The sequence below is a fragment of the Psychrobacillus sp. INOP01 genome (assembly GCF_018140925.1).
In the GTDB taxonomy this organism is placed as follows: domain Bacteria; phylum Bacillota; class Bacilli; order Bacillales_A; family Planococcaceae; genus Psychrobacillus.
Genome location: NZ_CP073315.1, coordinates 1,013,960 through 1,036,220 on the forward strand (window position 1 = coordinate 1,013,960; position 22,261 = coordinate 1,036,220).

A 22,261-nucleotide genomic window follows, 5' to 3' on the forward strand; every position below is an offset into this window, starting at 1 on the left:
ATGCAATATAGAACTAAAAAAATGGATTGGATTTTCCCCTGTTGAACACTTTATTGGCTACCCACGCTTAATTATTATGTATTTCATTGTTTAGTTAAAGTATTCAGTGGTAATGATTAATAGATGAAATCTATCGTTACAATCTAAAAACCGAGGTGATTTTGATGAGTAATTCACTGCCACAAGATGCGGTTCATACATTAGAACAAATTCAAGGGAAATTTCCTGGCTATCGTCGCGCACATGCAAAAGGAGAATTTTATGAAGCCATTTTTACTCCAAACGGGAATGCGATTCCTTATACGACAGCAGGACATCTGCAGCAAGCACCGGTACCCGCTACAGTCCGTTTTTCTAATAGTCCACCAGATCCTACTGCAGCAGACTTCCTATCTCCGGCAAAAGGAATGTCTATCCATTTTCTGCAACCAGATGGTTTTACTAGTCACCAAGTATGTACCACCATCCCTATGTTCATAACAAGTGATCCAAAAACCTTTATCGAAATGTTAAAAATTTTAGGCTCACATAAAACTGGCATACATTCGATTGATTTAGGTTTAGGAATTGTACAACTTCTTACTACCTTCCCAGAACATAAAAACACGTTACTCGCACTCAAGGAACAGCTAAAGCAACCACCAATTAGTTACGCAGCTCTACATTACTACCCTATACATGCCTTCTATTTAGTTAATGCTGTAGGTAAGCGGCAAGCCATAAAATACGAGTGGCATCCATTGAAGGAGGAAAAATCACCTTCCATCCTTGATAGCATTAATTTGTCCACCAATTATTTGAGCGAGGATTTGGAGAAACGACTCGAAAAGGGAACTGTATCGTTCGAGCTATATATTCGATTAGCAGAGGACACAGACCCTACAGATGATCCTACCGTCATTTGGCCAACTGACAGACAAAAAATTTTAGTAGGTCTATTAACAATAAATAAAAAAATATTTCCAACAGAAAGCATATTGTTCGACCCTACCATCGTTGGCAAAGGCATCGAATTACCAAATGATCCAATTCTCCATTTTAGGCATGAGGCGTATGCAGTATCGTACGATAGAAGAAATAAAGAAAACAAAAAAACACCCTAAACATTTAACGTACAATGTAAAGAGTGTATTACTTAACTTTTATGACTCGGCGAGGATTTAAGAACTCACATTCCAAGCTAATGAACTAATTATATACTTAATATTGTGAATAACCGTAACCAGGACTACCATAATTCCCTTGAGACCATGGATAGCCATATCTCGGAATCCTAGGATAAAATGGGTATCTTCGGTAAGGTGGATAATATGGGTATCTTTGGTATGGTGGGTAATATGGATAATACGGGTAATATGGATAATACGGGTAATATGGATACTGGGGATATCGAGGATACTGTGGGTATCTTTGGTAGCGTGGATACCTAGGATAGCCTTGTCGATAATCCGGACTTTCCTCTCTCCATTCATTTCCATATGGTAATACCATTCAACTTCACTCCTCATTCTAAAATAAATTCTCTTTAAAGTATGCATCTTTGTGAGGAGCGTTTAGGTTAAAATTGGGTCCAGTATTTTTTTTACTCATAAAAAAACCTCCGTTTGCTTTATCGCAAAATAAACGGAGGGTTACTTGTTATTATTACGTGCTATTTTCATCATAATAATAACACGCAAGTTCTTAGTGAAAACGTTGAAACGGTATGCCCTCGGCGAGGATCGAACTCACATTCCAAGCTTCGGAGGCTTGTGTGTTATCCATTACACTACAAGGGCAAGCGACTTATCTATTATACAAATAGAAAGAAAAGAATTCAAGCAAACATTTTGAAGCTTAATATTTGACCTTCCTTGACCATAATGTGTATGATAAAGTTACAACTGAGGAAGACTTTCTCAGTAACCTATACTAAACCACCTTTGAAGGAGGCAATCAGGATGAATTTAATTCCTACTGTTATTGAACAAACTAATCGTGGAGAACGTGCATATGACATCTATTCTCGATTATTAAAAGACCGTATTATTATGCTTGGAAGTGGTATTGACGACAACGTTTCAAACTCCATAGTTGCCCAATTATTATTCCTAGAAGCAGAAGATCCAGAAAAAGACATCTCTATTTACATTAATAGCCCAGGCGGAAGTATCACTGCTGGTATGGCAATTTATGATACAATGCAGTTCATCAAACCAGATGTACAAACAATTTGTATCGGTATGGCTGCTTCTATGGGTGCATTCCTACTTACAGCAGGTACAAAAGGTAAACGCTATGCGCTTCCGAATGCTGAAGTAATGATTCATCAACCACTTGGTGGAGCACAAGGGCAAGCAACGGAAATCGAAATTGCTGCAAAACGCATTTTACATTTACGTGATAAATTAAACCACATTATTTCTGAACGCACTGGTCAACCTATCGAAGTAATTGCAAGAGACACAGATCGTGATAACTTCATGACTGCTGAACGTGCAAAAGAATACGGTCTAATCGATCATATTATCGACCGTAGTGAAATGAAGAAATCATAATTCATAATTAATCGATGAAAATCCCAAAGGAATTAGTCCTTTGGGATTTTTTGTTTTCATTATATTTTACTAATTTCCATATATGTAATCGCTATAAAGCATCGAATCCCAAATCAATAACGTGTATAGGGCCAATTATAATATATTGTATCTTTAAAATTTATTGGTTCTGGATGGTAAATATATTGTTCATCAGAAAATAGTATTTCCGGAAAATCGCATAACACTTCTGTCGCCGCTATACTTAGCATTTCTTTTTCTTCTTCTGTAGGAATTTCATCAAAGTATACTTTCCAAATAAGATTATTACTTTCGATTTTTGCGTAAATAGCTTTCGTATTTTTAGGTATAGAGCGAAAAAGAGCTCTTTGCACACTTAGAATAAGTTGCATATTTGACATGTAGTATGACCCCACTTCATATCTGATTTAGATGTACCTTGTTGTTAATACGAACCTATTTTTTATTTCAATAACTTTTCTATTTCCTTTATAAACTCATCATTATTTTTTATGCTATACCCTGTACTACTTTTATGTGGAAATACAATTACATTTTCATCAACAAATATATACATTTGGTCATTTGGGTTCGATGTTGATACTATCGTGTATCTCGCATCAAGTGGAGAATAAGAATCATCAGTTCTTTTTAGCTTCAATTCTTTAAATAGTTCCTTAATTTCAGTTTGTCTTTTTTCAGATATATGAATTTCTGTAAAAGTTATATTATTTATTTCCTCTATACTTAAATTAGTATCACTCCTGAAAAACTCATCAGTTAATGCATCTTCTATTTTTAGATTTTTTGATAATTGATTACCTACTAAAACGATTGAGATTAAAAGTGTTATTACCCCTAAAACGAAAAATTTTTTAGAACTTTTCATACAGCCACCACCTCAATTTGCTCTTCTCTCGAATCAAAAGATATAGATAGTTATTCTGCAACTACTTCTAAATTCCTTTATATTAAGTAATAAAAACAATTTTCGAATTCGTAGTCTTCAGAATTAGACAATAGTTCATGAAATGTACAAGCCCGTTTAAGAGAAACAACCTATCTTTACTGTTCTAGAGTGTTTCGGACTCATTTTGCTATATCATTCCCGTGAAATAACGATAGGCTGTGCTAAATCTTATTCTTGAATAATACTCACTTAATTGATTGTAGTGAAAGGGTGGCAACTCCAGCGGGATAAGCGAGAAAGTTGAGACCCGGCAGGTAAGATGCATAGCGCCGACCGAGGAGGCTCGACCTCGTCCTCGAAAGCGTCCACCTGAAAGAAAAATCAGCAATATTATTATATAGATTTTATTCTTCAAGACACACTTTTTTTCTCAAAAAAAAACCGCCCTTTCGTCTAAAGTGACTAGTGAGGCCGTTCATTTTTATGATTCGCTTGAGATGAAATTTCCTAAAGCTTCTACTGCTTCCTCCGCATCAGAACCATCGGCACTTAAGCTTACAGTTGTTCCTTTGCCAATTGCCAAACTCATAATTCCCATAATGCTCTTTGCATTTACTTTTTTAGTATCTTTTTCTAGATAGACGTCTGCAATATAACGATTTGCTTCTTGTACAAAAAGTGCAGCCTGTCTTGCTTGAAGTCCTGAAGATAATTTTACTTCCACCTGCTGTTCTGCCATAGTCTACTCCCCATTTCTCTAAATTGTCTCTCCATTGCGAAGCGCATCTGCTATTTCATCTATTTTTCGCAATCGGTGATTAACTCCTGATTTACTCACATTTCCAGTAGAAACCATTTCACCTAGTTCTTTAAGTGTAACATCTTGATACTCTACACGTAACCTAGCTATTTCACGAAGTTTTTCTGGTAACTGGTCTAAACCGATAGAATTCTCGATAAACCGAATATTGTCCACTTGGCGAATGGCTGCACTGATTGTTTTATTCAGGTTGGCCGTTTCGCAATTGACAAGACGGTTTACGCTATTTCGCATATCTCGTATGATCCGAACATCTTCAAATTTCAGTAAAGCTCTATGCGCTCCCGCAATACTTAAAAAGTCGGAAATCTTTTCTGCTTCCTTTAAATATGCCACAAATCCTTTTTTTCGTTCAATGGTTTTCGCATTCAGTTCATATTCATTCATCAAATCTACCAGTGCATCACTATGTGTTTTATAGGAAGAATAAATTTCTAAGTGATATGACGAGGTTTCCGGATTGTTAACCGAACCTCCAGCTAAAAAGGCTCCTCTTAGATAAGCTCGTTTACAGCAACTTTTTTGAACAAGTTCTTTGGAAATGGAATATTCAAATTGAAAGCCATCCTTTAAAATTTGAAGATCCTCTAACAGGTTTTTTGCCCCTTCTCGAATACGACAAATATAAATATTATTCTTTTTCAATCTCATTTTCTTTCGAACAAGTAATTCAACTTGATATGGATATAACGATTTTATGAGTGTATATAGCCTTCTAGCAATAGCCGCATTCTCTGTTTGAACGTCTAGGCTTAACATTTTGTTGCTAAATGAAAGTGATCCATTCATGCGTATAAGTGCAGAAAGCTCTGCACGTGCACAACAAGGTTCAGACTCTTCTTGAGTCATCTCTTTTTTAGTTTCAGAAGCAAACGACATATTCCGTTTCCCCCTTTCTCCTCGACGGTTAAACTTTTAACCCGTCTGCGTATTCTACAAGCCATTTCGCTACTTCCGTTGCATCATGACGAACTGCACCGTCATGAACGACTGAAATGTCTTTTTTTACTATATCAATATTCAACTTTTCTAATTGGTCAATATCTATTTTAACAGGAGATGCTTGCTCTTGTTTATATAAATATCTCACATTTTCAGGAATTTCTTCCTTACTTATTAACACAGCATCCAAGAAGTTCTCTCCCACATGATCGATCAATGCATTTACATGATCAAATGCAGAATAATTACCCGTCTCACCGGCCTGTGTCATTAAATTACATATATATACTTTCTTCGCTTTGGATTGTCTAATCGCTTTTTGTATATCTTGCACTAATAGATTTGGCAAAATACTCGTATATAAACTTCCTGGACCAATAACTATAACATCAGCCTGTCGAATGACATTAATAGTTTCCGGCAACGGTTTTACGTCTGGAGGAGTAATAAACACTTTTTCGATTTTTTTGCCATAGCATGGGATTTTAGATTCTCCCTTAATGGTTTTTTGATCTTCAAATATTGCGTGTAATGTTACTAGTTGATTGGCCGCAGGCAGCACTTTCCCACGAATATTTAGTACTCGACTCATTTCAGTTATGGCATGAGCAAAATCACCTGTTATTGATGTTAATGCAGCTAACATCAAATTACCTAATGAATGCCCTTCCAATTCTTCTGATTGAGAAAATCTATACTGAAACATTTCTTCAACTAAGGGCTCTACTTCTGAAAGAGCCGCTAGTACATTCCGTACATCTCCTGGAGGTGGTATGTCATATTCGTCACGTAGTCTCCCCGAGCTTCCTCCGTCATCTGCGACCGTTACGATTGCCGTAATATCCAGTGGAAATCTTTTTAAGCCACGAAGTAACGTAGACAGACCCGTACCTCCACCGAGTATAACTAGTTTTTTACGGTGTTCTCTAGGTTCCATTCCTTCATTCCTTTCTAATGACAACATCACGATGCGTAATAATGGTTTTGTCGTCTTCTTTCAATAACTTTCCAAAGTATTCTGCTAACGTAACAGAGCGATGCTGCCCTCCTGTACATCCAAATGCAATTACAAGCTGGGTTTTGCCTTCTCTTTTGTATTGAGGAATCATGAAATGGAACAAATCCGTTAGCTTCTCGATTAATGTTTTAGTGTCTACCCATTTTAGAACGTAGCTGGATACCTCTTCGTTAAGTCCTGATTTCAAACGTAGCTCTTCAATATAATAGGGATTAGGAAGAAAGCGCACATCAAATACTAAATCAGCATCTATCGGGATACCATGTTTAAATCCAAAGGACATGACGTTTACAGTGAATACTTGGCTGCCTTTAGAGGAAAACTCTTCTTGTATTTTCTCTCTTAGTTCTCGAGGCTTCATCTTAGAAGTATTGTAAATGTATTGTGCTCTGCCCTTTAAATCAGAAAGCATTTGCCTTTCTTTTTTAATACCTTCTAGAGGTAACCCAGAGTTAGCGAGCGGATGAGAACGGCGTGTTTCCTTGTACCGTCTTACTAATACCTCGTCCCCAGCATCCAAAAATAATAACTTAGGCGTCACAGTTGTTGCCTCTTCTAATTCATTAACAGATTCTGCTAAGGAGTTGAACATTTCCCCTCCGCGTAAATCCATCACAACCGCAATATTTCGAGGTTGTTTATTCGAATCTATCATTAGTTTGATGAATGTACTCAATAACTCTGGCGGTAAATTATCAATGCAGTAATAGCCAAGGTCTTCAAAACTTTGGATAGCTACAGTCTTTCCAGCACCTGACATTCCTGTAATAATTACAACTTCCGTTTCGTGCTTTTGAAGACTATCCATTACTCATTCTCCCTCCGTTGATTGCTGAATCGTTTCCTTTATAAGAGAAAAATCAGGTGTATATACAAATGTTCCATATTGCATCCCTTTGGCTTGAGCTGCAAATAATAGATTTGTCCGATCTCCTTCAGCCATAGGAAGATGGTGTAAATCTTCGACTGAATGCCATTCTAATATACCTTCTGTTGTTACCTCGTAAGGTATTCCTTCTATGTCTTTAGCAACGAAGGTAAATAACATCCATTCATCTATACGCTTTCCATCTTCTTCAATGACCATTGTATAAATTCCTTTTAAATGCGGTTGTATAGGAACGGTATTTGTTTCTTCTGTAAATTCTCTTACTGCAGAAACTAAAATAGATTCTCCCATCTCCATTTTGCCGCCTGGTGCCACATACCAATCTCTTCTTGGTTTTTTTAATAGTAGTACTTTTCCGTCTTTACATACGAGTAGGTTTGCTATTCTTTGCACAAATCATCACTCCACATCTATCATGTGTTAATAAACTATATTATACATTAATTTTCATAAAAAGAGGCTGCTCCACGATTAAAATCGCGAAACAGCCTGTCCAAATGTTTCTATATAAAAAGGGGGTCAATTTATATTCTTTACTATACACTTTATTTATTTCAAGACTATTACAATCCGATTAAGATAAAATTAAATTAAACGTTTGAAATTGTTTTGTCTTTCAAATTTTCAATATAGTGTTGCGCAGCTTGTGCAGCAATACTTCCATCTCCTGTAGCAGTTACAATTTGACGAAGCATTTTCTCACGAACATCCCCTGCGCCGAATATCCCAGGTACAGTTGTTTCCATTTTTTCGTTTGTTACAATGTATCCATTGTCATTTAAAATGCCTAAGTTTCCAAAAGGTTTTGTTAATGGAAGCATCCCTACATATACAAATACACCATCTGTTTCAAATTCTCTTTCCGTACCGTCCACGGTAGACACTAAAGTAACACTCGCTACTTTTCCATCTTTTCCGTGAATTTCTTTTAATGTTGTATTCCAGATAAAATCAATTTTCTCATTTGCAAATGCACGGTCTTGAAGAATTTTTTGTGCACGTAGCTCGTCACGACGATGTACAATAGTTACTTTGTTTGCAAATTTAGTTAGGAACGCACCTTCTTCAACAGCTGAGTCTCCTCCACCTACAACTACAAGGTTTTTCTGTTTAAAGAACGCTCCATCACAGACTGCACAGTAACTAACTCCGCGTCCACCTAGCTCTGTTTCTCCTGGAATACCCATTTTTTTGTATTCCGCGCCAGAAGAAATAATAACAGCTAATGCTTTATATTCTTTTCCACTAACTTTAACTGTTTTGTAAGCTTCTCCATCGATAATTTCTGAAACATCGCCGTATGCATATTCAGCACCGAACTTTTTCGCATGTTCAAACATTTTTGTCGAAAGCTCTGGTCCTAAGATCATTTCAAATCCAGGGTAGTTTTCCACTTCCTCCGTGTTCGCCATTTGGCCACCTGGAATTCCGCGTTCGATCATTAAAGTGGAAAGGTTTGCGCGTGAAGTATATACCGCTGCTGTCATTCCAGCAGGTCCAGCTCCAATTATAATTACATCATAAATTTTATCTTCAGTCATTTTAATTTCCTCCTACATTGCTACTATCCTCAATCTATAGGATTTTTTAATACGCTTCAACTATTTTGCCTAGGCATCAAAAAGAGGTAAAAATTGCATAAGTTCGTTAATATACTTAGTCAATGTGTTGGTTGTAATACCATATTGCTCTGCATAATGTTTTTTCGTTACATTTTTAGAACGGGACGATTCATACATATACTCTGTTGCTGCTGCTAATGCACGTGGATTTTTGAAACCATATGCTTTCTCTAATGCACGTTCCACTAATACAAACCACATTTGAAATAGAAACGTATCTTCATGCTCTAAAGGCTTATATTTATCGTACAATAGGTCTGTTGCGGCAATTGCACGTAAAAAGGCTTTCTCTGCAGGAGACTTATCATCAAAATCATGCCCTAAAGAATTAGCAAGGAATAGTTTTTCCATAGTTGTTAAATCATCTACAACAATCCATTTAGGATGTGAAATAATTTCCTGTCGATGCTTTGATTTTCCTAACAAATAAAACCCATAAATACGTTCACTCACATGCTTATGCTCTATCTTTTCTAAAATATATTCCTTTTGGATTTTAGAAGCATCATCATCAGATTCACTTTTAGTTGGTAGCCATGGTTCAAATCCAGCTTTTTCCGGATCCAGCTTCAATAATGCCTTCCAAGCATTTTTAGCTACTTCTTCATGACCAGAAAAATAAGCCGAATGAGACAGCCAAAAATAAAAACCTGGATCCCCTTCGAAACCTTTTCGCTGTAAACTTCTTAGCCACTTAAATGCTTGTTCATATTTGCCTATTAACGCAAAAGTCGCGCCTAGCTTATAGCGATGTTCAACAAAATAAGGGTTTATCTTGACTAGTAATTCTACGATTTCTTCCAATTCATCTTCATTTTTTTCATAATAATGAATTACAGCTAAATTACATAGTGCGTGGATATTACCTCTATTTTCATTGAGTACATCATGTAGTAACGCCTTTGCTTGTTCCTCTTCGCCAATATAAAAATAAGCAAGCGCCAAATTATTAAATGCTGCCCAAAAATCTGGATGATCTACCACGATGGATTCTAATAACTCTACTGCCTCAGCAAACTTACCTTGCTCCATTAAACGTCTAGATTTTTCTTGTAAAAATAGTGCTTCACCAGAAGGCGTATCTACCTGAAGTGACACTACATCCTCTTGCTCCGTGAAGTCGACAATCTCCATGGCCTCTTCCGTATATTCACCTTGAATATCAATTTCCAAATACATCTGAGCAAATTTATTGGCCTCTACAAAGTTACCGAGATGGGCATTTACTTCTGCCAAAAAGAAAATAATCTCTGATTCGTTTTGGTCAATTGCATGGGCACTTCTCAAAAGCTCATGAGCTAGTTCAAAATTATCTATCTCCATTTGTAATATCGCATATTGTAGTAATATCATGGGATCATTGGGACTTAGTTCTGCTGCTCGTTTTAAGTATTTATGTGCTTTTTCATATTGTTCTTTTTGTAGTTCATCTAATGCTTTTTTATAGTAGTATTCACCCGTAGGTAAAAACGAAATGATATTTTCTCTAAGAACTTTTTTACTTTTTTTATTCAACATAATCCTCCGAAAAATAATAAGGAACGTTTTAAAAAACGCCCCTTATTAGTATATTCTTCAGTATATCACATATATTTATTTTTTATCTGCTTTGACTTCATGTCTTTTCTGTAATACTTGTAGTAAGTCATAGAAACTAACTTGTTGGTTTTGTAGAAGAACTAACAAATGATATAGAAGATCTGCTGCTTCCCATTTCAACTCTTCACCATCATTATTTTTGGAAGCGATAATAACTTCGGATGCTTCCTCTCCCACTTTTTTACAAATTTTATCTACACCTTTTTCAAATAAGTACGTCGTATAAGCACCTTCTGGCATAGATTGCTGTCTTTCTTTGATAACATTGATTAGAGAGGTAATCGTATTGTAGCCTACCGTATTATCCATTTTTTCTAATGTATTATGAAAGCATGTCTCTTCTCCTGTATGGCATGCAGGTCCAGTTGGTAATACTTCTACAACTAATGCATCCGAATCGCAGTCTGTCTTAATAGAAACTACTTTTTGTGTATTCCCTGAAGTTTCTCCTTTATGCCAAAGTTCCTGTCTGCTTCGACTAAAAAACCAGGTTTCCTGTGTTTCTACTGTTTTTGCGTAGGCTTCTTCGTTCATATAAGCAAGTGTTAACACTTCTCTTGTAATTGCATGTTGCACGATTACAGGTATTAATCCTTTTTCATCATATGTTAAATTAGTCATGATAGTTCTACTCCTCTTTCATTCGATATATACGAATGTTTGTTTACTTATTTGGCCGATTCTTGTAGAGCTTCAGTTAGAGTAAACCGTTCATTGTACAATGCTTTACCCGTAATAACACCAGCAACTGTCGTCATTTGTGCTAATTTTGCAACTGCTGCAATATCTTCTAAGGAACTGATCCCACCTGATACAATAATAGATAATCCAGTTTCTTCTGCCAGCTCTTTATTTGCCAATAAGTTTGGGCCTTGAAGCGTTCCATCTGTTGCAATATCTGTAAAGATAACGTGCTTTGCTCCTTTAGAAGCAAAATATCGTCCTACTTCAACGGCAGATTGAGTGGAAGTTTCTAGCCAACCATGTGTTGCCACCATTCCATCCTTTGCATCTAGTCCGATGACAATTCTTTCTCCACCGAATTCTTCTATTAACCCCACCACTAAATCCGGTTGTGAAATAGCGAGACTTCCTATAATTACACGATTCACACCGTTGTTCAAATAAAATTGAACGTCATCCTTCGTCCGAATTCCCCCACCAATTTGCACACTAACCGGAAGCTCCTTTGCAATACGAATAACTTCGTCCGCATGGATTTTCTTGCCGTCCTTTGCTCCATCTAAATCTACTAGATGAATCCAAGTTGCCCCTTCATCTGCAAATTTTTTAGCCATATCGAATGGAGAATCTCCATAAACGGTTTCCTGATCATAATCCCCTTGATACAGGCGTACACATTTTCCACCTTTCATATCAATCGCAGGGTAAACTTGAATCGACGTCATCTTATTCTCTCCTTATTATGTAAGTAGTCCTTTTGTAGAAGGAACACCCTTCACTCGATCGTCTTTTGTAATAGCATCATCAATTGCTCGAGCCAATGCTTTGAAAATCGCTTCAATCATATGATGTGAATTTGCACCATAATGAACAATTACGTGGACATTCATACGTGCCTCCAAAGCAAATTTCCATAGGAACTCATGAACTAGCTCTGTATCAAAATTCCCTACTTTTTGAGTTGGAAACTGTGCACGGAATTCTAAATGCGGACGATTTGAAATATCAATTACTACTTGAGCTAAGGCATCATCCATTGGTACAAAGGCATTTCCATAACGTTTAATACCTTTTTTATCTCCTAATGCTTCTTTTACTGCTTGTCCTAGAACAATACCGATATCCTCTGTTGTATGATGATCATCGATATATGTATCTCCTTTAGCTTTAATAGAAGCATTAAATAAACCATGCTTTGTAAATAGATCTAGCATATGATCCATAAAAGGGACACCTGTATCAATTTCCGCTTTACCTTCACCATCTAAGTCTATTTCAACCCATACTTTTGTTTCGTTCGTCATTCTTTCGATTTTCGCCGCTCTTTTATCCATCATTGTGAATCCCCCTTATTCCAGCTTCTTGACTCTACAGATCTGGCATGTCCTTCTAATTGCTCTAGTCTAGCTAAGCGAGCAATTTTAGGATATTGCTCCTCCCACATTTCTTTTGAATAGTATACGACGCTTGTTTTCTTAACGAAATCGTCAACACATAATCCACTTGAAAATCTCGCTGTGCTATTTGTCGGCAGTACGTGATTCGTACCCGCAAAATAATCGCCTACTGGCTCACTACTGAATCTCCCGATGAAAATAGCTCCTGCATGCTTAATCTTTTTACTTAGTTCTTCGGGTTGCTCCGTAATAATTTCCAAATGTTCTGGTGCTAGCTCATTCACTGCTGCTACAGCTTGCTTCATTGAGTCTGCGATATAGATACATCCGAAGTTTTCGATCGAACTGCGAGCAATTTCTTCTCTAGGAAGGAGCTTTAATTGTTTTTCTACTTCTATTGACACTTGTTCGGCAAGGGATGGGCTTGTTGTGATTAAAACAGAACTTGCAAATCGGTCATGCTCTGCTTGAGCAAGTAGATCTGCTGCTACTTCATCAGCATAGGCAGTTTCATCTGCAATAATTGCTATTTCACTAGGTCCCGCTATCATATCGATCGCAACCTTACCAAACACCTCTCTTTTAGCAAGTGCTACAAAACTATTACCCGGACCTGTAATTTTATCTACCGCTTTGATCGTTTCAGTTCCGTACGCAAGAGCCGCTATTGCTTGGGCTCCACCAACTTTATATATCTCTGTAATACCAGCAATACGTGCTGCTACTAATACTGAGTCAGGTAGATTCCCTTCCATAGATGGAGGTGATACGATGACAACTCTTTCTACCCCAGCTACTATTGCAGGTATTGCATTCATTAATACTGAAGAAGGATAAGCTGCTGTCCCACCGGGAACGTATAAGCCTACTGCATCTAGGGGTGAAATTTTATATTGAATATAAGAGTTTTTAGCTAATGGGAAGTCGATTTGCCTGCGAACCTGCTCCGTATGAAACGCTCGAATATTAGCAGCAGCCTCTTCCAAGTCATCTACCAATTGTCTATCAAAATTAGCGTATGCCTCATCCATTTCTTCTTTGGATACTTTGAGTGATGTAAGTTTTGCACCATCCCATTTCTCTGTATAACGAAGAAGGGCTTGATCGCCGTTCTGCCGTACATCTACGATTACCTCACGTACAGTCGTTAAATAATCTGCATTTGTTTGTTCAACCGAACGTAGTAATGAAATTGTATCTGTAAGCTTTTCTATTTTCATAGGATTCCCTACCTTTTATTCAATTCATTTTTTAGTTGTGCAACAAAAGCATTGATTCGTTCACTTTTCACTCGATAGCTTACAGGATTGACGATCAATCGAGAGGAGATAGAAACGATTTTTTCAAATTCAACTAAGCCATTTTCCTTAAGCGTCTGTCCAGTGGAAACAATATCGACAATGCGATCTGCAAGACCGATCATTGGTGCTAGCTCAATCGAACCATTCAACTCAATAATTTCTACTTGCTCTCCTTTTTCCTTGTAGAAGTTTGTTGCAATTCTCGGATACTTTGTTGCGACACGTGGAGCAATCTCATTCATCGTCGTGTTCGGAAGACCGGCAGTTGCTATATAACAATTACTAATATGTAAATCCAATAGCTCATGGACATCACGGTGCTGCTCCAATAAAACATCCTTCCCCGCTATACCGATATCTGCTACACCATGTTCAACGTATACAGGTACATCCATCGGTTTTGCCAATATGAATTGAATTCGTTCATCCGGAGCCTCAACGATTAACTTTCTGGAATCACTAATCTCTTTAGGCAAATCAAACCCTGCTTCCACAAATAGTTTATATGCTTCTTCAAAAATACGCCCCTTTGGCATTGCAATAGTTAACTCATTCACGGAAAAAACCACCCTCAGACACGATAATCACTTCATCGAAAATTTGTTTAAACGCTTCAATATCATTAACACTCTCCGCATATTGCAGCGTCACATATTCGGATGCATTTCTTCTAGCTTCCGCTAATACATTTGCTTTAGAAAAAGACCCTTTATCAAATAAAAGAAGCGTATGCTTCTCATCAACGACAACCTTCGGTAATACTTCTAATAATCGGTCAACACGAATCCCAAATCCTGTAGCTCCTACTTTTTCGTCGAACTGTTTAAATAACTCATCATATCGTCCACCATTCCCAATGGAGAAACCACTTCCCGCAGCGTGAATTTCAAACAGCATACCAGTGTAATAGCTCATATGACTCGCTAAAGAAAAATCAAACGATACAATTGAAAAGTCATTCAATTGGAATTCTAGTAATTCTTGAAGTTCCTCAACCTGATCGATCAAATATTGCTGATCGTCATTAAGAAACTGGCGGAAATCCGTAAATACATTAGAGTCTATTGTATAATCTATTATTTTTATAAGATTTTCTTTTTGTACTTTCAGTAAGTCCATGCTTTCTAACTTTTGTGAGAAACCTACTAAATTTTTCTCTACTAATAGTTGTCTTAGCATTTCAACTTGCTCTGTGCTATTTGTGTAGTTTGTTAAGAAAGCAGTTAAAATTTCGGCATGTCCAATAGTAATTCGGAAGCTTTCTACACCTAAAGCCTTCAGTAGTTCTATCGCAGTATAGATTATTTCACTGTCTGCGTATGGACTAAAATCCCCAACAAGTTCCAGTCCTAGCTGCTCAAACTCTGCAGGTCTTCCGCCTTCTCGTTGTTGAGCACGAAATACATCCGCATAGTACGCTAAGCGTAATGGATTTTTTTCCTTTAATAACTTGGAAGCTGCTATTCTAGCAATCGGTGTCGTCATATCAGGACGTAAAACAAGCATTTCACCTTGATTGTCTACTAGTTTAAACAAGGACGACTCATCAATAGCGGAAGCTTTACCGATTGTTTCAAAATACTCCACGGAAGGTGTTTTTATAAAGTCGTACCCTTTTTTTCGTATAAAATCTCTTGCTGTCGATCGTATATATTCTTTTTGTTCGTTTACTTCTGGAAAAGAATCTCTCATTCCAAGAGGCTTTTCGAACATTTGAATTTTGCTCATTTTACCACTCCTAAAAATTTCACTTTAACACACTAGAGAACTAATAAGATGAATTAATAGAATTTTATACTATTTTACCCTTTTCGTCAACTTGTCTTTCAGTTCCATTAAGATTTTTCCGAATCGCAAGTTAGGTGCTCCAAATCGCAAGTTTAACTTCACTAATCGCAATATGAATCGTGTAAATCGCAAGTTCAACAATTGATACAGTTCAGGTGGACGATTCCTATAATCATTATCCCATCAAAAAAAAGCTATCCCCCTTAGTTCAACACAAAGTAGAATAGCTTTTCATTATTTTTTATTTCGTTCTAGCATTTGTTCCTTCGTATAAATAATACGCATTGGATTTCCTCCAACAAAGCATCCTTCTGGAACATCTGCATTGACGAGTGTTGCTGCAGAAACAATGGCATCATTCCCAATCGTAATACCTGGCAAAATTGTGGTATTTGCCCCGATCAATACTCGATTACCAATAATGACATCTCCAATACGATATTCGTCGATCAAATATTCATGCGCAAGAATCGTCGTGTTATAGCCAATAATGGAATTATCGCCGACTTTAATACGCTCTGGGAACATGACATCAACCATTACCATTAAAGCAAAAGACGTTTCTTTTCCAACTTCCATTTTCAGAAAAACACGATAGAAAAAATTTTTCCAACTTAAAAAAGGGGAATATCTAGCGGCTTGAATAAAGATAAAGTTCTTCATAACTTTCCAAAATGGAACGGTATCATACACATGCCAAAGCGAGTTTGCCCCTTTTACAGGATATCGTTCTGTTCTCCTCATACACGCTGCCCTTTTGCTATATCAAGTAAGTCACTCATTTGATGTAGCATATAAGTAGGATTATAAGTAGACAAGAATGCTTCTCCTTTGATGGACCAAGCTACAGCAGCTGTATCAACTCCAGCTCTTTGCCCACCTACGATATCATGAAAATTGTCGCCAATCATAAGCGCCTCTTCCTTATTAGCCCCAATTCTTTGTAATGCTATTTGAATAGGCTCAGGATTTGGCTTTGTATATGTAACATCGTCAAAGCCAACAATTGTATCAAATAACGTTTCACATTCCATTATTTTTAGACCTCTATCGATCATTTCCCGTCTTTTAGTAGAAACAATCGCCAGTTTATAGCCATCTTTTTTTAGTTGTCGTAATGTTTCTACGACTCCATCAAATGGAGCTACCATTTGGTCATGTCGTTCCAGATTCCATTTACGATAGGAAGCAGTTAAAGTCTCCGTTAAAGTTGGATCTATCGCATCAAATGTTTCAAATAATGGTGGTCCTAAAAACGGTAGGACAGTCTCCCGACTATATTTCCCCGGAAATGTTTCGCCTAACACATGTAAAAAAGATTCAATAATTAGTTCGTTCGTATCTAATAATGTTCCATCTAAATCAAAAAGTAGTGCTTTATAGTTTTTCACGGGATTACCACTTCCTTATGTCTACTTTGCTCCGCTTTCCTCCAAACATAAGCCACTACTATGGTTAGTAAGAAAGCAGTTATTAATCGTATTAATAATAATGGCCAGATTGGAATTCCTAATGGTATAAAGATTAACGTATCCTCTACCACTGCATGACATGCCACTAAGAAAATAAAGGCCAATGTCGCATCCTTTTTACTTACCCCATCCTCTTTCACTGCTTGAATCATTACACCTGCTCCATATGCAAGCCCAATCACAAGCCCAGCCACAAGCGTTAGGGAAGCATTTGGTTGTACACCAATAACTTTCGTAAAAGGAGCTAGCTTTTCTGAAAACTTTTGCAAATAATTCCGATCCTTTAAAAACTGGATAATCACCATTAACGGTATGACGATTAGCGCTAATTGTATAACGCCGAACGTCGCCTTTTGTAAGCCAAACAAAATAATTTCTCCCCATCCATCAGGAACTTGCTGACTTACTTGTAGCGCACCATATTTTGCTACTTCTCCGCCACCTTGCCACACTAGGTTAATAATGACTGCAGACAGAATTGCCAAACCAAATCGAACAACCAGTACAACCCATAATTTCACTCCAACTCGAAGGGCAACTCCAGTTTCAATGAAAATATTATGGGAAAAGGATAACATCGTCGCTAGTATGAAAACTTCCTTCACAGTCAATTCCAAAGATAGTATCCCTGCTATCCCCGCATATAAGTTTAATGCATTTCCCAGAACTAAAGGAATTGCTGCCTCTCCACGAAGACCTAATAGCCCCATAAACGGTGATATGATGTCAATAATCCAAGGCAGAACAGGCGTATACTGCAAAATTACTACGATTAATGTAATTGGGAAAATTACTTTACTTAATGTCCATGTTGTTTTAAGACCAGCAAACAGCCCATTCTTCAACGTCCCCATCTTATCCCAGCTTTCTTACTTATCTTGATAATGAACAACAGGTTTTATCGTCATTCTTCTATATACAAATAAAATAATTGCAACTATAACTGTCACAATCGATACGACTTGCGCAGTTCTCAATTCACCTATTAAATAGAGACTGTCAGTACGCATTCCTTCGATGAAAAATCGTCCAATAGAATACCACGCCGCGTAAAATAGCACCATTTCCCCTCGACGTAAATTCACTTTGCGAAGCAGTATTAATATTATAACTCCGATAAAGTTCCAAACAGATTCATATAAAAATGTTGGGTGATAATACTTTCCATCTATATACATTTGTTCGATGATCCAATTTGGAAGCATCAAATTTTCTAAGAAAGATCTCGCTACTTCTCCACCATGCGCTTCTTGGTTGATGAAATTTCCCCAACGACCAATAGTCTGACCTATTAAAATACTCGGTGCTACTATATCAGCAACCTTCCAGAAAGAAGAGCCACGTTTTTTCGTGAAAATATAAGCCGTTATAAACGACCCTATCAATGCCCCGTGTATCGCAATTCCGCCATTCCATATTTCAATAATTTTACCTGGATTTTCACTATAAAAATCCCATTTAAAAATAACATAGTAAATACGAGCACTAATAATGGCGATTGGAACTGCCCAAATAAGCAAATCCGTTAAATAATCTGGATGAAATCCTCGCTTCACCATTTCTTTTTGCGCAACGAAAAATGCTAATACTATCCCGAGGGCAATTATTACTCCATACCAACGTACCTCTAACGGTCCTAGAGAAAATGCTACCGGATCAATAATCTGTAATAAACTCATATGTAACTCCCTTCAAGCATCTATTAATAATCCACTTCTGAATTTTGTTCTATAACATCATTTAAACGCTTGGCGAAATCTTCCGCAGCATTTACACCCATTTTTTTTAATCGGTGATTCATTGCAGCCACTTCAATAATTACTGCTATATTTCGACCTGGTCGAACTGGAACAGTTAGCTTCGTAATAGCTGTATTAATAATTTCCATCTTCTCTTCTTCGAGACCTAGTCGGTCATATGTCTTTTTCTCATCCCAAATCTCTAATTCGATTACAAGCGTTATACGTTTATAGCTTCGAATGGCACTTGCCCCAAATAGTGTCATTATATCGATAATACCTAATCCGCGAATTTCTAAGAGATGCTCGATCAGCTGTGGCGCACTACCGACCAACGTATCCTCGCCCTCTTGCCTAATTTCTACACAATCATCCGCTACTAAACGATGACCCCTTTTCACTAGCTCTAATGCCGTCTCGCTTTTCCCGACTCCGCTTTTCCCAGTGATTAGCACACCAACCCCATAAATATCTACGAGTACGCCATGCACAGCAGTAGAAGGTGCTAACCTACTTTCTAAAAAGTTCGTTAGCATACTAGAAAATCTTGTAGTAGGCAAGCTAGTCGTTAATACAGGAACTGAATTTTCATTGGAGGCTGTGATTAATTCTTTCGGCACTTCCATTCCGTGTGAAACTATGATGACCGGTGTATCTTGTGCACAAAGCTTTCTCATACGTTCACTTTTTTCTTTAGGTTGTAACAAATCAAAAAAAGAAATCTCCGTCTTACCTAAAAGCTGTATCCGATTGGAAGGATAATGTGTAAAATATCCTGCGATTTCAATTCCTGGTCTAGAAATATCACTCACCGAAATATGACGCCCAATGCCTTCTTCCCCACTTACTAATGTGAGATTCAAATGTTCTTTAATGTCCTTCGTCGTCACATGTGACATACCCCTAAACTCCCTTCGTCCTACATTTGTAAACCTAGTACTTATTTTATCATGATTGTCTACTTAAATTGTATCCATTTATCTTTTCTTCATCTATTTAAAAGATGAAAGGAGGTTTTTTCTATGAAAATTATGCTTGATGCAGGCCATGGACCTAACACTATCGGCAAAAGGACACCAGATGGAAAAATGAAAGAGTTTGAATTTAATGAAGCGGTTGCTCAACTTGTAAAAAATGAACTAACTGGTTTTGATCTAATTGTTATGAATTGTCATGACAGGGAGAGAGATGTTCCTCTTAAGGAAAGAACAACATTAGCTAACAAAATGAGAGTTGACGCATTTATCTCTCTCCATGCCAATGCGTATGGTACAACGTGGAATAATACTAGTGGAATCGAAACCTTTACTTATACAAAACCTTCCGAGCAATCTGTTATTCTCGCAACGCTTATCCAAAACTCTCTATGCTCTATTACGGGAAGATGGAATCGAGGAGTGAAGAAGGCTGATTTTTCAGTTGTTCGAGACACAAGGATGCCAGCTGTGCTAGTAGAATGTGGATTTATGACGAACAAACACGAAGCAATTTTATTGCAATCAACAGAGTACAGAATGCGCTGCGCGAAAGCCATCTCTTTTGCAATTCTATGTTGGATCCAGCAAAAGCGGTGATCCAGAAAAACTTTAAAATAGCATATTATAACAAAAACCAAGCAAAAAAAGGCTCGGTCCTTTAGGCTTAACACCTGTTTCTACCGTTTTTAATAAGCTTTGAACAGACTTCTTACAGATAACAAATCCATAGCCTCTACTTTTCATGCAATCCATTGGATTCCATATCATTCAAAGAGCCAGGAAGAACAATGATTATGTAAACTCAAGAAGGATATACATCCTTATCTTTTATGAATAAGTGAATCTTATTTATCTTTACTTGCTCTCATCTATTGTTTACTTGCCTCCACTTGTTACTTACTTGCAGTCGTGAATGATTTACTTGCTCTTAGTCTACATTTACTTGCGGTTTTTTACCTTTTACTTGCGGAACGGAAAATTTCGCCAAAGTTCTTTATTGATTCACAGCCCAAATGTGTAGAATCGAATTACTATTAGTTCTTTTCTACTCAATAGGTCAACTATTATAGATTGAGTCTGTAGATGATTCTGCATATTCATCGTGTTTATCATAAAAGCTTATTTTACTTTATGAATAATAACTACTTACTTAATTGATTGATTGATTGTAGCGGAAGGCGGCGACTCCTGCGAGATTAGCTTGAGCTGAAGACCCCGCAGGAGCTAGCGACGAGGAGGCTGAAGCCAAGCCAGCGGAAAGCGTCCGCCTGAAGCGGAAATCAAAGCGGTATTATTCATTTGTTTAATTATCAGGAACTAGTTGTTCATGGTACATTCTTATATACTTTTTATTCTTCAAAATAAAAAAGTGGAGGGGATAATATCCCGCTCCACTTTTTATTCTCCTTCTACTGTATAACGGACAACAACTGATCCTGTTTTTGCATCACCGTGTACTCGTAGAGGTGCAGCTTCTGAATCCACTATTTTCGTGAACCCTACTTTTTTGTTTAACAGCTGCTCAGATTGGTTTAGGTGGGTAACATCAGCCAATTGAACATCTATTTTACCAATTTGGGAAGTAGCCTCCCCTTTTATCGATACATCCTTTGGAATATACAGTTCAACTGTTCCAGCCACCGCTGTGCCTTCTATTTTACGAGCGTCTTTATCTTTAGTTGTTAAAATAACATGTCCGCTCACCGATGAACCTTCTATTTCTTTGAGCTTACCATCTACATAAATACGACCATTCATCGTCTCTACTTCAATCGTTTCTCCTTCAACACGTTGAACCTGAACCGATCCATTAACCGTTTCTATATCAGCTCTTTCAAACTTCAATTCATCTAATTCTACTTTTCCATTAGTTGTTTTAATTCTAAATGAGTTTGCCTCTAAATTTTTAGCTGAGAACTCACCATTGAACAAACGGACAGAAATATTATTATATTCTTTGTTTGGAACATATAACGTTACTTGTACCGAAGTAGTTTTCATATCGCTATACACACGTAATTTGTTTCCTTCTGTTGTGAAAATAAACTCTTCACGGAAACGTTTCTTCGCTTCCTCTTCAGTTGAATTTTTAAAGGATTTCACTTTAACAGTAGCACGTGCATGCTGTTCTTCCGTGGGTTGAATTTCAACTTTACCATTCGCAATATTAATAGAAATATCCGTCAAATCTACATCCTCTTTAACGAATTGTTCTTCAAAAACAACTGGTTCTCCAAATGGCATATCAAAATCCTTCATTTTGTCCACAGTTCCTTGCATAAACTGCATAAATCGTTCACCCATTACCGTGAAATCGCGCTTCAAATCTTCCACAAAATCGGTATTTTTGTTTTGTGACTTTGTATATTCTTTCTCCTCAGGTATAAACTGTGTGGCAGGTGTTGTTTGTTTTCCAAGCTCTTCAAGTAATGCCAATGCTTCTTGCGCAGTAATCGTGCCATTTTCAACCATATCTAAAATACGTTTTCGTTCTTCTTGCATAGTGAAAGGCCTCCTCATGAATTTAGACTATAAATCATTTTACTAACACTACTTTATACGATTG

At 37.2% G+C, this 22,261-nt stretch carries 24 protein-coding genes and 1 tRNA gene; 3 read left to right on the plus strand and 22 right to left on the minus strand.

All coding sequences use genetic code 11. The features are described from left to right. Window positions 1–164: 164 nt before the first annotated feature. The gene (locus tag KD050_RS05120) at window positions 165–1,103 is read left to right on the plus strand and encodes a catalase (RefSeq protein ID WP_211895155.1); all 939 of its coding nucleotides are present in this window, start codon (window positions 165–167) and stop codon (window positions 1,101–1,103) included. 603 nt (window positions 1,104–1,706) lie between these two features. On the opposite strand, the gene KD050_RS05125 is transcribed toward KD050_RS05120, so the two are convergent. Continuing rightward, window positions 1,707–1,778: transfer RNA gene (locus KD050_RS05125), tRNA-Arg, on the minus strand. 162 nt (window positions 1,779–1,940) lie between these two features. Here KD050_RS05125 and clpP point away from each other — a divergent pair. Beyond that, window positions 1,941–2,537, plus strand: coding sequence for an ATP-dependent Clp endopeptidase proteolytic subunit ClpP (gene clpP / locus KD050_RS05130; protein ID WP_211895156.1), 597 nt, complete (start codon window positions 1,941–1,943; stop codon window positions 2,535–2,537). 113 nt (window positions 2,538–2,650) lie between these two features. On the opposite strand, the gene KD050_RS05135 is transcribed toward clpP, so the two are convergent. The 20 genes from KD050_RS05135 to hprK form a co-directional block, all read right to left on the minus strand. Next, window positions 2,651–2,938: a MafI2 family immunity protein gene (locus KD050_RS05135; RefSeq protein ID WP_211895157.1), complete on the minus strand. Its 288-nt coding sequence runs from the start codon at window positions 2,936–2,938 to the stop codon at window positions 2,651–2,653. 62 nt (window positions 2,939–3,000) lie between these two features. After that, a complete protein-coding gene (locus KD050_RS05140; protein ID WP_211895158.1) occupies window positions 3,001–3,426 on the minus strand; it encodes a hypothetical protein in 426 nt (141 codons plus the stop codon). A gap of 502 nt (window positions 3,427–3,928) precedes the next feature. Next, window positions 3,929–4,186 (minus strand): HPr family phosphocarrier protein, encoded by a 258-nt coding sequence (locus KD050_RS05145; protein WP_211895159.1) that lies wholly within the window; start codon window positions 4,184–4,186, stop codon window positions 3,929–3,931. 18 nt (window positions 4,187–4,204) lie between these two features. Beyond that, window positions 4,205–5,146, minus strand: coding sequence for a DNA-binding protein WhiA (whiA, locus tag KD050_RS05150; protein WP_211895160.1), 942 nt, complete (start codon window positions 5,144–5,146; stop codon window positions 4,205–4,207). 28 nt (window positions 5,147–5,174) lie between these two features. Next, window positions 5,175–6,146, minus strand: coding sequence for a gluconeogenesis factor YvcK family protein (yvcK, locus tag KD050_RS05155; RefSeq protein WP_211895161.1), 972 nt, complete (start codon window positions 6,144–6,146; stop codon window positions 5,175–5,177). A 4-nt stretch (window positions 6,147–6,150) separates the two neighbouring features. Further along, window positions 6,151–7,035 (minus strand): RNase adapter RapZ, encoded by an 885-nt coding sequence (gene rapZ, locus KD050_RS05160; protein WP_211895162.1) that lies wholly within the window; start codon window positions 7,033–7,035, stop codon window positions 6,151–6,153. A gap of 3 nt (window positions 7,036–7,038) precedes the next feature. Beyond that, complete coding sequence (locus KD050_RS05165) at window positions 7,039–7,509, minus strand: NUDIX hydrolase (RefSeq protein WP_211895163.1); 471 nt, start codon at window positions 7,507–7,509, stop codon at window positions 7,039–7,041. A gap of 197 nt (window positions 7,510–7,706) precedes the next feature. Next, window positions 7,707–8,657: a thioredoxin-disulfide reductase gene (gene trxB / locus KD050_RS05170; protein WP_211895164.1), complete on the minus strand. Its 951-nt coding sequence runs from the start codon at window positions 8,655–8,657 to the stop codon at window positions 7,707–7,709. A 69-nt stretch (window positions 8,658–8,726) separates the two neighbouring features. Next, window positions 8,727–10,253, minus strand: coding sequence for a tetratricopeptide repeat protein (locus tag KD050_RS05175; protein ID WP_235753920.1), 1,527 nt, complete (start codon window positions 10,251–10,253; stop codon window positions 8,727–8,729). A 78-nt stretch (window positions 10,254–10,331) separates the two neighbouring features. After that, window positions 10,332–10,958, minus strand: coding sequence for a bifunctional phosphoribosyl-AMP cyclohydrolase/phosphoribosyl-ATP diphosphatase HisIE (gene hisIE / locus KD050_RS05180; RefSeq protein WP_211895166.1), 627 nt, complete (start codon window positions 10,956–10,958; stop codon window positions 10,332–10,334). A 47-nt stretch (window positions 10,959–11,005) separates the two neighbouring features. After that, a complete protein-coding gene (gene hisA, locus KD050_RS05185; RefSeq protein WP_211895167.1) occupies window positions 11,006–11,746 on the minus strand; it encodes a 1-(5-phosphoribosyl)-5-[(5-phosphoribosylamino)methylideneamino]imidazole-4-carboxamide isomerase in 741 nt (246 codons plus the stop codon). A gap of 15 nt (window positions 11,747–11,761) precedes the next feature. Then, a complete protein-coding gene (gene hisB / locus KD050_RS05190; protein ID WP_211896206.1) occupies window positions 11,762–12,355 on the minus strand; it encodes an imidazoleglycerol-phosphate dehydratase HisB in 594 nt (197 codons plus the stop codon). Next, the gene (gene hisD, locus KD050_RS05195) at window positions 12,355–13,638 is read right to left on the minus strand and encodes a histidinol dehydrogenase (RefSeq protein WP_211895168.1); all 1,284 of its coding nucleotides are present in this window, start codon (window positions 13,636–13,638) and stop codon (window positions 12,355–12,357) included. Before hisD ends, hisB begins: the two co-directional genes overlap by 1 nt. Before the next feature lie 8 nt (window positions 13,639–13,646). Beyond that, complete coding sequence (hisG, locus tag KD050_RS05200) at window positions 13,647–14,276, minus strand: ATP phosphoribosyltransferase (RefSeq protein WP_211895169.1); 630 nt, start codon at window positions 14,274–14,276, stop codon at window positions 13,647–13,649. Beyond that, on the minus strand, window positions 14,269–15,447 hold the full coding sequence (locus KD050_RS05205) for an ATP phosphoribosyltransferase regulatory subunit (protein WP_211895170.1): 1,179 nt from the start codon (window positions 15,445–15,447) through the stop codon (window positions 14,269–14,271). Before KD050_RS05205 ends, hisG begins: the two co-directional genes overlap by 8 nt. A gap of 294 nt (window positions 15,448–15,741) precedes the next feature. Then, complete coding sequence (locus KD050_RS05210; protein ID WP_211895171.1) at window positions 15,742–16,251, minus strand: acyltransferase; 510 nt, start codon at window positions 16,249–16,251, stop codon at window positions 15,742–15,744. After that, window positions 16,248–16,898, minus strand: coding sequence for a pyrophosphatase PpaX (ppaX, locus tag KD050_RS05215; protein WP_211895172.1), 651 nt, complete (start codon window positions 16,896–16,898; stop codon window positions 16,248–16,250). Before ppaX ends, KD050_RS05210 begins: the two co-directional genes overlap by 4 nt. Beyond that, window positions 16,895–17,833 (minus strand): nucleoside recognition domain-containing protein, encoded by a 939-nt coding sequence (locus KD050_RS05220; protein WP_211895173.1) that lies wholly within the window; start codon window positions 17,831–17,833, stop codon window positions 16,895–16,897. Before KD050_RS05220 ends, ppaX begins: the two co-directional genes overlap by 4 nt. Window positions 17,834–17,848: 15 nt before the next feature. Next, window positions 17,849–18,658 carry a prolipoprotein diacylglyceryl transferase gene (gene lgt / locus KD050_RS05225; RefSeq protein ID WP_211895174.1) on the minus strand — a complete coding sequence of 270 codons (810 nt, stop codon included), beginning with the start codon at window positions 18,656–18,658 and terminating at the stop codon, window positions 17,849–17,851. Between the two features lie 23 nt (window positions 18,659–18,681). After that, a complete protein-coding gene (gene hprK, locus KD050_RS05230) occupies window positions 18,682–19,617 on the minus strand; it encodes an HPr(Ser) kinase/phosphatase (protein WP_211895175.1) in 936 nt (311 codons plus the stop codon). A gap of 123 nt (window positions 19,618–19,740) precedes the next feature. Between hprK and KD050_RS05235 the strand changes: the two genes are divergently transcribed. Beyond that, window positions 19,741–20,292: an N-acetylmuramoyl-L-alanine amidase gene (locus KD050_RS05235; RefSeq protein ID WP_211895176.1), complete on the plus strand. Its 552-nt coding sequence runs from the start codon at window positions 19,741–19,743 to the stop codon at window positions 20,290–20,292. Window positions 20,293–21,093: 801 nt separating this feature from the next. Here KD050_RS05235 and KD050_RS05240 read toward each other — a convergent pair. Continuing rightward, complete coding sequence (locus tag KD050_RS05240; protein ID WP_211895177.1) at window positions 21,094–22,197, minus strand: DUF4097 family beta strand repeat-containing protein; 1,104 nt, start codon at window positions 22,195–22,197, stop codon at window positions 21,094–21,096. Window positions 22,198–22,261: the final 64 nt, after the last annotated feature.

Coding starts and splice junctions, on each gene's coding strand:
- KD050_RS05205 (WP_211895170.1), bottom strand. CDS start 15,447: ATGAGCAAAATTCAAATGTTCGAAAAGCCTCTTGGAATGAGAGATTCT.
- KD050_RS05240 (WP_211895177.1), bottom strand. CDS start 22,197: ATGCAAGAAGAACGAAAACGTATTTTAGATATGGTTGAAAATGGCACG.
- KD050_RS05145 (WP_211895159.1), bottom strand. CDS start 4,186: ATGGCAGAACAGCAGGTGGAAGTAAAATTATCTTCAGGACTTCAAGCA.
- hisA (WP_211895167.1), bottom strand. CDS start 11,746: ATGACGTCGATTCAAGTTTACCCTGCGATTGATATGAAAGGTGGAAAA.
- lgt (WP_211895174.1), bottom strand. CDS start 18,658: ATGAGTTTATTACAGATTATTGATCCGGTAGCATTTTCTCTAGGACCG.
- KD050_RS05140 (WP_211895158.1), bottom strand. CDS start 3,426: ATGAAAAGTTCTAAAAAATTTTTCGTTTTAGGGGTAATAACACTTTTA.
- hprK (WP_211895175.1), bottom strand. CDS start 19,617: ATGTCACATGTGACGACGAAGGACATTAAAGAACATTTGAATCTCACA.
- clpP (WP_211895156.1), top strand. CDS start 1,941: ATGAATTTAATTCCTACTGTTATTGAACAAACTAATCGTGGAGAACGT.
- KD050_RS05235 (WP_211895176.1), top strand. CDS start 19,741: ATGAAAATTATGCTTGATGCAGGCCATGGACCTAACACTATCGGCAAA.
- rapZ (WP_211895162.1), bottom strand. CDS start 7,035: ATGGATAGTCTTCAAAAGCACGAAACGGAAGTTGTAATTATTACAGGA.
- yvcK (WP_211895161.1), bottom strand. CDS start 6,146: ATGGAACCTAGAGAACACCGTAAAAAACTAGTTATACTCGGTGGAGGT.
- KD050_RS05135 (WP_211895157.1), bottom strand. CDS start 2,938: ATGTCAAATATGCAACTTATTCTAAGTGTGCAAAGAGCTCTTTTTCGC.
- whiA (WP_211895160.1), bottom strand. CDS start 5,146: ATGTCGTTTGCTTCTGAAACTAAAAAAGAGATGACTCAAGAAGAGTCT.
- KD050_RS05120 (WP_211895155.1), top strand. CDS start 165: ATGAGTAATTCACTGCCACAAGATGCGGTTCATACATTAGAACAAATT.
- KD050_RS05220 (WP_211895173.1), bottom strand. CDS start 17,833: ATGGGGACGTTGAAGAATGGGCTGTTTGCTGGTCTTAAAACAACATGG.
- KD050_RS05210 (WP_211895171.1), bottom strand. CDS start 16,251: ATGAGGAGAACAGAACGATATCCTGTAAAAGGGGCAAACTCGCTTTGG.
- hisD (WP_211895168.1), bottom strand. CDS start 13,638: ATGAAAATAGAAAAGCTTACAGATACAATTTCATTACTACGTTCGGTT.
- hisIE (WP_211895166.1), bottom strand. CDS start 10,958: ATGACTAATTTAACATATGATGAAAAAGGATTAATACCTGTAATCGTG.
- hisB (WP_211896206.1), bottom strand. CDS start 12,355: ATGGATAAAAGAGCGGCGAAAATCGAAAGAATGACGAACGAAACAAAA.
- trxB (WP_211895164.1), bottom strand. CDS start 8,657: ATGACTGAAGATAAAATTTATGATGTAATTATAATTGGAGCTGGACCT.